The 12,026-nt window shown below is 49.9% G+C and carries 11 protein-coding genes; 10 read left to right on the top strand and 1 reads right to left on the bottom strand.

Annotated features, from left to right (window positions below; translation table 11 throughout):
- Positions 1 to 232: 232 nt before the first annotated feature.
- Positions 233 to 817 (top strand): restriction endonuclease, encoded by a 585-nt coding sequence (locus Tfer_RS04925; protein WP_052217149.1) that lies wholly within the window; start codon positions 233 to 235, stop codon positions 815 to 817.
- 37 nt (positions 818 to 854) lie between these two features.
- On the opposite strand, the gene Tfer_RS04920 is transcribed toward Tfer_RS04925, so the two are convergent.
- Complete coding sequence (locus Tfer_RS04920; RefSeq protein WP_052217148.1) at positions 855 to 1,127, bottom strand: hypothetical protein; 273 nt, start codon at positions 1,125 to 1,127, stop codon at positions 855 to 857.
- A gap of 298 nt (positions 1,128 to 1,425) precedes the next feature.
- On the opposite strand from Tfer_RS04920, the gene pyrR reads away from it, so the two are divergent.
- The 9 genes from pyrR to pyrE all read left to right on the top strand — a co-directional run bounded on the left by pyrR (position 1,426) and on the right by pyrE (position 11,874).
- Positions 1,426 to 1,974, top strand: a complete 549-nt coding sequence (gene pyrR, locus Tfer_RS04915) for a bifunctional pyr operon transcriptional regulator/uracil phosphoribosyltransferase PyrR (RefSeq protein WP_013120695.1) — start codon at positions 1,426 to 1,428, stop codon at positions 1,972 to 1,974.
- Between the two features lie 182 nt (positions 1,975 to 2,156).
- Positions 2,157 to 3,098 (top strand): aspartate carbamoyltransferase catalytic subunit, encoded by a 942-nt coding sequence (locus Tfer_RS04910; protein ID WP_013120694.1) that lies wholly within the window; start codon positions 2,157 to 2,159, stop codon positions 3,096 to 3,098.
- Positions 3,082 to 4,374 (top strand): dihydroorotase, encoded by a 1,293-nt coding sequence (locus Tfer_RS04905; RefSeq protein ID WP_052217147.1) that lies wholly within the window; start codon positions 3,082 to 3,084, stop codon positions 4,372 to 4,374. Before Tfer_RS04910 ends, Tfer_RS04905 begins: the two co-directional genes overlap by 17 nt.
- Positions 4,375 to 4,388: 14 nt before the next feature.
- Positions 4,389 to 5,468: a glutamine-hydrolyzing carbamoyl-phosphate synthase small subunit gene (gene carA, locus Tfer_RS04900; RefSeq protein ID WP_052217146.1), complete on the top strand. Its 1,080-nt coding sequence runs from the start codon at positions 4,389 to 4,391 to the stop codon at positions 5,466 to 5,468.
- Positions 5,469 to 5,472: 4 nt separating this feature from the next.
- Entirely contained in the window at positions 5,473 to 8,697 is a 3,225-nt protein-coding gene (gene carB / locus Tfer_RS04895) for a carbamoyl-phosphate synthase large subunit (RefSeq protein WP_052217145.1), read from the top strand.
- Positions 8,698 to 8,722: 25 nt separating this feature from the next.
- Positions 8,723 to 9,568, top strand: a complete 846-nt coding sequence (locus Tfer_RS04890; RefSeq protein ID WP_052217144.1) for a dihydroorotate dehydrogenase electron transfer subunit — start codon at positions 8,723 to 8,725, stop codon at positions 9,566 to 9,568.
- A complete protein-coding gene (locus Tfer_RS04885) occupies positions 9,561 to 10,478 on the top strand; it encodes a dihydroorotate dehydrogenase (protein WP_052217143.1) in 918 nt (305 codons plus the stop codon). Before Tfer_RS04890 ends, Tfer_RS04885 begins: the two co-directional genes overlap by 8 nt.
- Positions 10,479 to 10,543: 65 nt before the next feature.
- Positions 10,544 to 11,302, top strand: coding sequence for an orotidine-5'-phosphate decarboxylase (gene pyrF / locus Tfer_RS04880; RefSeq protein ID WP_282432054.1), 759 nt, complete (start codon positions 10,544 to 10,546; stop codon positions 11,300 to 11,302).
- Complete coding sequence (gene pyrE / locus Tfer_RS04875; RefSeq protein ID WP_200901007.1) at positions 11,296 to 11,874, top strand: orotate phosphoribosyltransferase; 579 nt, start codon at positions 11,296 to 11,298, stop codon at positions 11,872 to 11,874. Before pyrF ends, pyrE begins: the two co-directional genes overlap by 7 nt.
- Positions 11,875 to 12,026 lie beyond the last annotated feature (152 nt).

Raw genomic sequence — 12,026 nt, 5'->3', positions numbered from 1 at the left:
TTTGGTTTAATCCCCCCACCAGGATTACCCGGACTAAAACTTATAGTCCTGAACCAAATCGCAGGAAAATCCTGCACCGGTGATTTGGGTCTTTTTTTTAGTTTTCGACCTGTGCCTCCGGGGCGGGAGGCACTACCAATTCGCTGTAAAATATACTATAATATCATTAGAGGATTTAACAAAGGAAGCTCCTTAAAAAAGGAAGCAGTCTTCCTTTAAAGGTGTGAAAAATATGGTAAGTTATGCTATTACCGTTTACGATTTTGTATTGGTATTATGGACGATAGTGCTGTCGGTTTTTCTGATGTTTGGAGCCGGTATTTATTATACAAGGTACCTTCGTTATAAGCAGAGATATAAAAATATTCGTTCCGCTGATATTTATCAGATAGACCATTTGGCAGAGGAACAGTTTGTCCTCCTTTTAATTAGAATGTTTGAATGGCAGGGGTTCCTGGTGAAAAAAATAGGCGGAGAATCAGCCGGCCAGGGGGGGATAGACCTTATTCTCCATAAAGGCACGAAGAAGATAGCCGTAGTGATAAAACATACTTTGCCCCGTTACAGAGTCGGCAGCAGGGCGGTCCTGACGGCAGGCAACGGCAGTGATGTGTATGGCTGCACAGAAGGAATGGTTATTACAAACGGCTTTTTTACTCCCAAAGCTCAGGAGGCGGCGCAACAATTGGAAGTATTGCTGTTCGACAGGGGTGATTTGCTTGGACTGCTCTCGTATTTTCGTGCTAACAAGTCTAAGATGCCCGGCCGGAGCAGCAAGGTCCAGATGCAGCAGGTGGGAAAGGAGCGAGTGGCATAAAAAAGCTAGGGTATCACCCTAGCTTTTCCTATCCTCGTTATCTTCTGGCAGGCGGGAAATAACCCATTTCTTCCCATCTTTCAACAGCAGCTATAGCTTCCGTGGGCGCATAGCCCATACCTGCCAGGTAAGCTGCGGCGGCAACTTCTCTCAAAACATGGCGTATGGGAACGCGAGCCTTAAGCTCTTTCATACCGTGCTGAACTATCGGGTCGGTACAGGCAATTATTTGACTCGGATTTTCTCCCATGGGGCTGTATGGATAACTATAACCTGGGTAGAAACCCGGGTGGTAAGGGTGAAAATACATTTGCTTCTCCTCCTCCATATAATAATTTTCTATACATTAATATGACCGGCGATAAATAAAGGTGCAAAAATGCTGGTGCAGTTTTCCTTGACATTCTCCGGCCGATTTGGTAAACTAACAGAAGAATAAAAAGTCCCTTTAAATTAGTCCGAGAGGCTAGTAAGGAGTATACAGTTTTTTGTTAATTGGGGAAACTATGCCTGCTTGCCGCTTGGTACGCAGGTATTTTTATATATCCGCCTGGCCACAGGCATAATTAAAGGGGTTCAAAAATATTAAAAGCGGAAGGTGTTGTAAAATGAAACTTCAGGAAAAGACCCAGATTCTCGATGCGGAAGCCATGCGTAGGGCCTTAACCCGTATTGCGCACGAAATCATTGAAAGGAATAAAGGAATTGACGATGTGGTTCTGGTAGGCATCAGGCGCCGGGGTGTGCCAATGGCCCAGAGACTGCAGCAAAAAATTAAGGAAATTGAAAATAAAGAGATTCCCATTGGGACTTTGGATATTACCCTTTATCGCGATGACTTGACAACAATTAATAATCAGCCGGTTTTGCAAAAAACAAACATACCTTTTGATATTGAAGGGAAGACCGTTATCCTTATTGATGATGTTTTATATACAGGCCGGACCATCCGTGCCGCTATGGATGCTTTGATGGATTTGGGCCGGCCCAGGTCTATTCAGTTGGCTGTTTTAATAGACAGGGGCCACAGGGAATTACCTATCAGGGCGGATTACGTAGGCAAAAACGTCCCTACTTCCAAGAAGGAAATTATCGAGTGTAAGCTCCAGGAAATAGACGGCGAAGAACGGGTTATCATTGTAGAAGGTGAAGCGTAACCCTTTAACTTGGTCCGGCGAGGCCAATAAGGGTGGTGAGATGGCAGCACCTCCTTATTGGCTTGCGCTGATAAGGAGGTTTTCTATTACGACCGGGCGGTCAGTGGGCAAGTGGCCTGTTGGATGATTCATGCCCTTGGTGCCACGGAGCGCCAAGCGCCGATGAGGAGGAGATACTGACGGTGAGTCTGAACCGGAAAGACCTGTTGGGGTTAAAGGACCTGACGGCTGATGAAATCACCCTGATTCTTGATACGGCTGAGCCTATGAAGGAAATTATTCAGCGCCAAATCAAAAAGGTGCCGACTATGCGCGGCAAAGCGGTGGTAAACCTGTTTTACGAACCGAGCACCAGAACTCGAACCTCTTTTGAGCTGGCCGGGAAATATATGAGCGCTGATACTATTAATATCAGCACTTCCACCAGCAGCGTGGTTAAAGGGGAATCGCTGAAAGACACGGCCAAAACCATAGAGGTTATGGGGACCGATGTAGTTATTTTAAGACATCCTGTTGCCGGCGCTCCGCATATATTGGCCAGACATGTTTCGGCCAGTGTTATTAACGCCGGGGACGGAGCCCATGAACACCCGACCCAGGCTCTACTGGATATGTATACCATTAGGGAGAAAAAGGGTACTTTAGCGGGCCTGAGGGTGGCAATTGTAGGGGATATTTTACACAGCCGGGTTGCCCGGAGCAATATTTTCGGGCTGACGAAAATGGGTTCCGAGGTTAGAGTTGTCGGCCCGGCCACCCTGATGGCGCCGGAAATTGAAAAAATGGGGGCAAAGCCTTATTACAATTTGGAGGAAGGTTTACAGGATGCGGATGTGGTAATGGTTCTGCGCCTACAGTTGGAACGGCAGCAGAAGGGATTATTCCCGACTATCAGGGAGTATGCCCGGATTTTTGGCGTTACGAAGGACAGGCTCAAGGTCGCCAGTCCTGATGTCATAGTCATGCATCCGGGTCCGATGAACCGCGGTGTTGAAATTGCTCCTGATGTGGCTGACAGCGTCGAAGCGGTTATTAATGAACAAGTTACCAACGGGGTAGCGGTCAGGATGGCTTTGCTTTACTTACTGGCGGGAGGAGGGAACCCTCATGAACCTGCTAATTAGAGGCGGGCGGGTAGTTGACCCGGCCAATAATATGGATCAGGTAGCAGATATTTATATTACAAATGGAAAAATTGCTTCCGTCGGGGCACAAATTGATGTTTCCCGGCATGACTGTGAAGTGATTGATGCCCAGGGGAAATGGGTTTTTCCCGGATTTATAGATATGCATGTACATCTGCGGGAACCTGGGTACGAAGCCAAGGAAACTATTGCCACAGGGACAAGGGCGGCGGCCAGGGGTGGTTTTACTTCCGTTGCCTGTATGCCAAACACCAATCCTGTTATTGACAACCGGGCATTGGTAGAATTTGTCAAAGCCAAGGCTCTGGCTGAGGGGGTTGTACATGTTTTTCCCATCGGCGCTATTACCAAGGGGTCCCGCGGTGAAGAACTGGCTGAAATCGGCGATATGTACCAGGCCGGCGCAATAGCCATATCTGATGACGGACAGCCTGTTGCCAACGCTCAGCTTATGCGTTTGGCCATGCAATATGCTATGATGTTTGATATCCCGATAATTTCTCACTGTGAAGACAAGCAGTTAGTTGCCGACGGCGTTATGAATGAAGGGTACTGTTCCACCCTCTTTGGCTTGCGCGGCATAACCAGGGCTGCCGAAGAGATTATGGTAGCAAGGGATATACTGCTGGCAGAAGTTACGGGAGCGAAACTTCATATCGCTCATGTAAGTACCAGGGGTTCTGTAGAACTGGTGCGCATGGCTAAGAAAAAAGGCCTCCGGGTTACTGCCGAAGCCACGCCGCACCATTTTACACTGACTGAGGAAGCGGTGGGCAATTATGATACAAGTACAAAGGTGAATCCTCCATTGCGGTCTGCTGAAGATGTACAGGCTGTGAAAGAAGGGTTGAAAGACGGCACCATAGATATTATTGCCACAGACCATGCTCCCCACACTGTGGAGGAAAAAGATGTCGAATACAATTATGCTCCCTTCGGGATGATCGGTCTGGAAACCGCTTGGGGGTTAATTTATGAGGAACTTGTGGAGAAGGGAATTTTAGACCTAAAGGAAGCTGTAGCCAAATTAACTGTGCGTCCGGCTGCCATTTTCGGGCTGCAGGGCAAGGGTTCTTTGACTGTGGGATACGATGGGGATATTACCATAATTGACCCGGCTTTGGAAGAGACAGTTAATCCCGACAATTTTGCGTCTAAAGCCAGAAATTCCGCATTTATCGGCAGGCGCTTAAAAGCTCTGCCTGTTTATACGATTGTACAGGGTAAAATTGTGATGAACAACAGGACATTGTAGAAGGAGGATAAATTATGAAGGCAGTTTTAGTATTAGAAGACGGTACCGTGTATGAAGGAAAGGGCTTTGGGGCTGTTGGTGAACAATTTGGCGAAGTAGTTTTTAATACCGGTATGACCGGATACCAGGAAATACTTACAGACCCATCCTACTGCAGCCAAATAATTACCATGACCTATCCTCTGATAGGCAATTACGGTATAAATGACGAGGACTTTGAATCGATCAGGCCTTTTTGCAAAGGTTTTGTGGTCAGGGAATTCTGTGAACACCCCAGTAACTGGCGGTCTGGAAAAACAGTTAATGAATACCTGGAAGAAAAAGGTATCGTTGGAATTTCGGGTGTAGATACCCGGGCGCTGACCAGGCGTCTCCGCAACCACGGAACCATGGGGGGTATAATTGCCAGCGGTGATTTTGATATTGATGAACTGAAAGAAAAAGTTAAGCAGCCCCCAACCTGGACAGGGCCGGAGCTTGTTTTGGAGGTTACCACCAGAGAACCGTATAACTTGCCGAATGACGGTTATAAAGTGGTGCTGATGGATTTTGGGGCGAAGAAAAACATTGCCAGGTCTCTGTATAACCTTGGTTGCGACGTGACTGTTGTCCCGGCCCAGACCACGGCCGAAGAAATACTGGCCATGAATCCTGACGGCATTATGTTGTCTAACGGTCCCGGTGACCCTGCGGCTGTCCCCTTTGCCATAGAAACGGTGAAAAAACTACTTGGCGAAAAGCCCATATTCGGCATCTGCCTGGGGCACCAAATCCTGGGGCTGGCTTTTGGCGCCAAAACTTATAAACTAAAGTTTGGTCACAGGGGGGCCAATCATCCCGTTAAAGACCTGGCTACAGGCAAGGTGCATATTACATCCCAGAACCATGGCTATGCCGTAGACGGTGATTCTCTGACAGATAAGGACCTGGAAGTTTCCCATATAAATATGAATGACGGTACGGTAGAGGGACTCCGGCACAAAACCATGCCGGTATTTTCGGTCCAGTATCATCCCGAAGCAGCTCCCGGTCCCTGGGATTCGGAATACCTGTTTAACCAGTTTTTGGACTTGATGGAAAAATGGAGGAGGTAGGAGGATGCCTAAGAAGCAGGGCTTAAAGAAGGTAATGGTTATAGGGTCTGGCCCGATTATCATCGGTCAGGCTGCGGAATTTGACTATGCCGGCACCCAAGCCTGCCGGGCTTTAAAGGAAGAGGGCTTGGAGGTCGTCCTTGTCAACAGTAACCCGGCCACTATCATGACCGATGCGAACATAGCCGACCGTGTTTATATCGAGCCCCTGACGGCGGATTTTGTAGCCAGAATTATCAAGAAAGAAAAGCCTGACGGCCTGCTGCCTACCTTGGGCGGCCAGGTTGGTTTAAACATTGCCGTGGAACTGGCGGAAAGGGGAATTTTGCAAGAAGAAGGGGTTGCCCTGCTGGGGACGCCGCTCGAAACCATTAAAAAGGCCGAAGACAGGGAAATGTTCAGGGATATGATGAATGAGATAAAGGAGCCTATTCCGGAAAGCGTAATCGTGGATAACGTGGATGATGCGGTGGTTTTTGCTGAAAGAATAGGTTTTCCGGTCATTGTAAGGCCTGCCTATACCCTTGGGGGTACCGGCGGCGGTATAGCCAACAACGTGGAAGAATTAAAGGATATTACCACCCGGGGGCTGAAAATGAGTATGATTAAGCAGTGCCTGATTGAACGCAGTGTGGCCGGGTGGAAAGAGATAGAATACGAGGTTATCAGGGACAGTAACGATAACTGCATCACTGTCTGCAATATGGAAAATATCGACCCTGTCGGGATACACACCGGGGACAGTATAGTGGTGGCTCCTTCCCAGACCCTGTCCGACAAGGAATACCAGATGTTAAGGGCAGCATCCCTAAAAATAATCAGGGCCCTGGGTATTGAAGGCGGCTGCAACGTACAGTTTGCGTTAAATCCGAACAGCTTTGAATACATTGTTATTGAAGTTAATCCGCGGGTATCCCGCTCCAGTGCTTTGGCTTCCAAGGCCACGGGCTTTCCTATTGCCAAGGTAGCGGCCAAAATAGCCATTGGTTTGACCCTGGACGAGATTATCAATGCCGTTACGGGCAAATCTTACGCCTGCTTTGAACCGGCCTTGGATTATTGTGTTGTGAAAATCCCCAGGTGGCCCTTTGACAAATTTGCTTTCGCCGACCGTATGCTGGGTACCCAAATGAAGGCTACAGGGGAAGTAATGGCCATTGACAGAAATTTTGAAGCTGCCCTGATGAAGGCTATCCGGTCGCTGGAAATCGGCCGGTACGGTCTAACAGTTAAAGGGATGGAAGAGATCTCCACGGAATTGCTGAAAGAAAAAATGGCCAGCGCCGATGATGAGCGGTTGTTTGTCCTTGCTGAGGCTATGCGGCGCGGTATGACTGTAGAAGAAATCCACAGGATTACCAGGATTGATTATTGGTTCCTGGAAAAGATAGAAAACATCGTTAAATTTGAAGAAAAGCTGGCTGCCGGTGTTCAGGCGCAGGGAACGGATTTCCTGACCAAGGAAGTTCTGGCTGAGGCCAAATATTTTGGCTTGCCTGATGTATATATGGCGGAAATTACGGGTTTGGCTGAGGAAGAAATCAGGCATGTCAGGAAGCGGCACGGGGTAGTTCCGGTCTACAAAATGGTTGACACCTGTGCCGCGGAGTTTGAAGCGGTGACACCTTATTATTACTCTGCTTACGACCAGGAGGATGAAGCGGAGCCGACGGACCGGCCAAAGGCCATTGTGCTGGGGTCCGGGCCTATCAGGATTGGCCAGGGAATTGAGTTTGACTATTGTTCGGTGCATTCTGTCTGGTCTCTCCGGGAAGAAGGTATTGAGACCATTATTATCAATAACAACCCGGAGACGGTGAGTACGGATTTTGATACTTCGGACCGCCTCTACTTTGAACCCCTTATTCCGGAAGATGTGCTGAATATCATCGAGAAAGAGAAGCCGGTAGGTGTGGTGGTACAGTTCGGCGGCCAGACAGCCATCAACCTGGCGGAACCCCTGGCCCAAGCCGGGGTAAATATTCTTGGTACGTCTGTGAAGTATATTGATATGGCTGAAGACCGGGATAAATTTGACCAGCTCCTGCAAGACCTGGGCATTCCCAAGCCGCCGGGTAGAACGGCGACCTCCGTGGAAGGGGCCCAGGAAATTGCTGAAGAAATCGGTTTCCCGGTTTTGGTGCGTCCTTCGTATGTGCTGGGTGGCAGGGCGATGGAAATTGTTTATAATCAGGATGAACTGCTGGAATACATGAAGTCTGCTGTAAATGTATCGCCCAAGCACCCCGTTTTGGTAGATAAATACCTGGTTGGCAAGGAGATTGAGGTCGATGCCATTTCAGACGGAGAGGATGTACTCATACCGGGGATCATGGAGCATATTGAGCGGGCCGGCGTTCATTCGGGAGACAGCATAGCGGTTTATCCGGCCAGGAGCCTGCCGGAGAACCTGGCCAGGGATGTGGTTGACTATACTACCAAACTGGCCCGGGCCCTGCATGTGAAAGGGCTTATCAATATCCAGTATGTGCTTCATGAAGACCGGATTTTTGTCTTGGAGGTAAACCCGCGTTCCAGCAGGACGGTACCTTATATCAGCAAAATAACCGGGGTACCTATGGTGAACCTGGCGACGAAAATGATTCTGGGCAAGAAACTCCGGGACCTGGGTTACAAACCGGGACTTTACCCGGCTCCCAGGTACTATGCTATTAAAGTGCCTGTCTTCTCCTTCTCCAAACTGCTGAAAGTAGATACTTCGCTAGGGCCGGAAATGAAATCCACGGGAGAGGTAATGGGGGTTGATGTCGACCCGTCCATGGCGCTGTACAAAGCTCTGGTGGCTGCCGGGATGGATATTCCGAGGGAAGGGACCATACTGGCCACCATAGCAGACAAGGATAAAGAAGAAGTCATCCCCATTCTGAAGGGTTTTGTAGAACTTGGGTTTAAACTGCTGGCTACTTGCGGGACGGCCAAAGCCCTGCAGGCGGCAGGGCTGCCGGTAGAAAAGGTCAACAAGATCAGGGAGGGGTCACCCCATATCATAGACCTGATCAGGGCCAACAAAATTGACCTGGTTATAAACACTTTGACCAGGGGTAAACAGCCCGAAAGGGACGGGTTTAAGATCAGGCGTGCTGCCGTTGAGCACGGCATCCCCTGCCTGACCTCCCTGGATACTACCCGGGTAATCCGCGACGTGCTGAAGTCCTTTGAAGAAGGTAAAGATTTCACGCTCATTCCTTTACAGGAATACCTTAATTAGACTTACACAAAAAGGGGGAAGTGATTTGCCGGTCCGGGAAATGGCTAAAGTTGTCAGCAACAGTCCGGTAAAACCGGGCTATTACCTTATGGAGCTTGATGCCCCAAAAGTTACCGAAGAAGCAAAACCGGGTCAGTTCGTGCATATCAGGGTTGGCAGGACCATGGACCCGCTCCTCAGAAGGCCAATCAGCCTTTACGATATTGACAAAGAAAAGGGTATTTTAAGTCTGCTTTATGTGGTAGTGGGCCGGGGTACGCGCATGCTTAGTGAGATAGAAGCTGGCGCCGACCTGGATATTATGGGTCCGTTGGGGAATGGATTTTGGCTACCTGATAGGGCAACCCGGTGCCTGGTGGTAGGGGGAGGAATTGGAGTGGCCCCGCTTTTACCGTTAATCGGCATGTTGGACCAGGCGGGTTTGGAGCAGAAGATTCTTTACGGTTTCCGGAATGCTAATGCCGTGGTGGGCATTGATGTCGTGCAGGAAAAGGGTTGGCCTTTGGCCATAGCTACCGATGACGGGTCTGTTGGCCACCGTGGCTTTGTAACTGACCTGGTTAAACAGGCCATTACCGATTTTAAACCGGATTATTACTATGTCTGTGGCCCTGAAGTCATGATCAGGAATGTGGTCTGGCTGATGAAAGAAGCGAACATCCCTGGCCAGGTATCCCTGGAAGCCCGCATGGGCTGCGGCGTGGGCGCCTGTCTGGCGTGTACGTGTAAAACAAGAAAAAGGACCGGTGGACAACAATCAGTGATCGGTGGTCAGTTGTCAGTGGCCGGTCATGAACAAAATTTTGATTACAGTCTTGTTTGTACCCATGGTCCGGTTTTTGGTGCAGGTGAGGTGATTTTTGATGACTAGGCCAAACCTGGCCGTAAATCTTGGGGGCCTGCAGATGAAAAATCCCGTTACTACTGCTTCGGGATGCTTCGGTTTTGGCCCGGAGTATGCTCCCTACATCGACTTAAACCGGCTGGGCGCCATAGTGGTCAAGGGAACTACCCTTGAGCCGCGGTTGGGCAACCCGGGCGTAAGGATTGTGGAAACACCGGCGGGAATCCTGAATTCCATAGGCCTGCAGAACCCTGGCGTAGACCACTTTATCAGCAAGGCCTTACCTTATCTGAAGGAGTATGATACTCCGGTAGTTGTGAATATAGCAGGTAATACCCTGGAAGACTACGCCGAACTGGCTAAACGGCTGACTGCTGCCGACGGGGTGGCGGCCCTGGAAGTAAATATTTCTTGCCCCAACGTGAAAAAAGGCGGCATGGTTTTCGGAACCGACTGCTTTATGGCTGCCGAAGTTATCAGGACAGTAAAACAGCATACCACCCTGCCTGTTATTGCCAAGCTATCGCCAAATGTGACCAACATCGTGGAAATAGCCCAGGGGGTAGCCGAGGCAGGAGCTGATGCCCTGGCCCTGATTAACACTCTGCTGGGCATGGCCATTGATATTCATACCAGAAAGCCGGTCCTTGGCAACACAATGGGCGGTTTATCGGGCCCGGCCATCAGACCCGTGGCCGTGCGCATTATCTGGCAGGTAGCCCAGGCAGTTAATCTTCCTATTTTGGGCATGGGCGGTATCATGTCAGGCGAAGATGCCATAGAGTTTATCCTGGCCGGCGCTACGGCGGTGGCTGTCGGAACGGCTAACTTTGTTAATCCCCGGGCTACCATGGACGTTCTTGAAGGGATAGAGCAATACATGGAGAAATACGGGGTGAAAGATATTAACGAACTGGTAGGCGCCGCGTGGAAATAGGGGTTTGCGTAAGCAAACCTTCCTTTACACCCCAGAGGCGAAGGCCGAGGGGGTTTGCCGGGCGGTTGGCCAAAGAAAAGGAGGCTAAACAATTGTTAGCAGCGAAGGACCGTTTGATAGTGGCTCTTGATGTGGATACGGCACAAGAAGCTGAAATGCTGGTTGCCCAACTGCAGGAGCATGTCGGAGTGTTCAAAGTCGGCATGCAGTTGTTTAACAGCGAGGGACCGGAAGTGTTGAAGAGGCTGCATAGCCTCGGGACCAGGATATTCCTGGACCTGAAACTGCATGACATTCCCAATACTGTCGGGCAGGCCAGTGCTGTCCTGACGGGGCACGGGGTATATATGTTCAACGTACATACGGCCGGCGGAAAGGAGATGATGGAAGCGGCTGTCAGAGCTTCCGTTGAAACGGCGTCCTCTTTAAATCTTCCGAGACCGTTAGTAATCGGCGTGACAGTATTAACCAGCATCAATGAAGAAATACTGCGCAACGAAATGGGTATTGACCGGACCGTTGAGGAACAGGTGGTTAAGTGGGCCAAACTGGCCAAAGAGTCGGGACTGAATGGCGTTGTGGCTTCTCCCAGGGAAATCAGGGTCATTCGGGAAACCTGCGGTAATGATTTTGTCATTGTCACCCCCGGGGTAAGGCCGGCCTGGTCTGCGAAAAATGACCAAAAGCGTGTAATGACCCCCAAAGAGGCAGTTGAGGCCGGGGCCAGTTACCTGGTAGTGGGCCGGCCCATAACAGCGGCTAATGACCCGGTGGAGGCCGCCAAAAGAATAGTTGCGGAAATGGAGGAGGGGTTGAAATGTTGAGTAAGGAAGAAGTATTAAATATTTTTACCGAGGCCAAGGCGCTGTTGACCGGTCATTTCCGGCTGACTTCCGGCCGCCACAGCAACCGGTATATGCAGTGCGCCCAGGTTTTAAAATTTCCTGAGTATGCACAAAAATTATGCGCTGATCTGGCGGCAAAATTTCAGGGTCAGAAGATTGATATTGTTGTCGGACCGGCCATGGGAGGTATTATCGTTTCTTATGAAGTGGCCAGGGCCTTGGGTGTGCCTTCGATCTTCTGCGAGCGCGAACAGGGCCAGATGAAGCTGCGTCGCGGTTTTACCATTGAACCGGGCGCCAATGTGCTGGTGGTGGAGGACGTGGTTACCACCGGCGGTTCAGTGAAAGAAGTGATGAACGTAATACGTGAGTTAGGGGGCAATATTGTTGGGGTAGGCGTTTTGGTAGACAGGAGTAACGGCGCTGTTGATTTCGGCGTGCCGCTGCACGCTGAATTGACAATGGACATCCAGTCATGGGAGGCTGATGATTGTCCTCTATGTAAGGAAGGCATACCCGTAGTAAAACCGGGTAGCAGGGAAGTAAATTAAGGCAGTAAAGGTGGGTGGGGTAGCCGGGTCACCCCACCCACCCTTTACCCACCCACCACAGAGGACGCAGAGGGAGCAGCCGTCAAGGCTGGGAAACTAATGGAGTGAAAGTCTCCTGTCACTAATTAGCCGATTCGAGTGACTAGCATATT

Origin of the sequence: Thermincola ferriacetica, assembly GCF_001263415.1 — a bacterium.
Classification (GTDB): domain Bacteria; phylum Bacillota; class Thermincolia; order Thermincolales; family Thermincolaceae; genus Thermincola; species Thermincola ferriacetica.
Note: the sequence above shows the minus strand (reverse complement) of the source record. Positions and strands in the feature narration are given on the sequence as shown.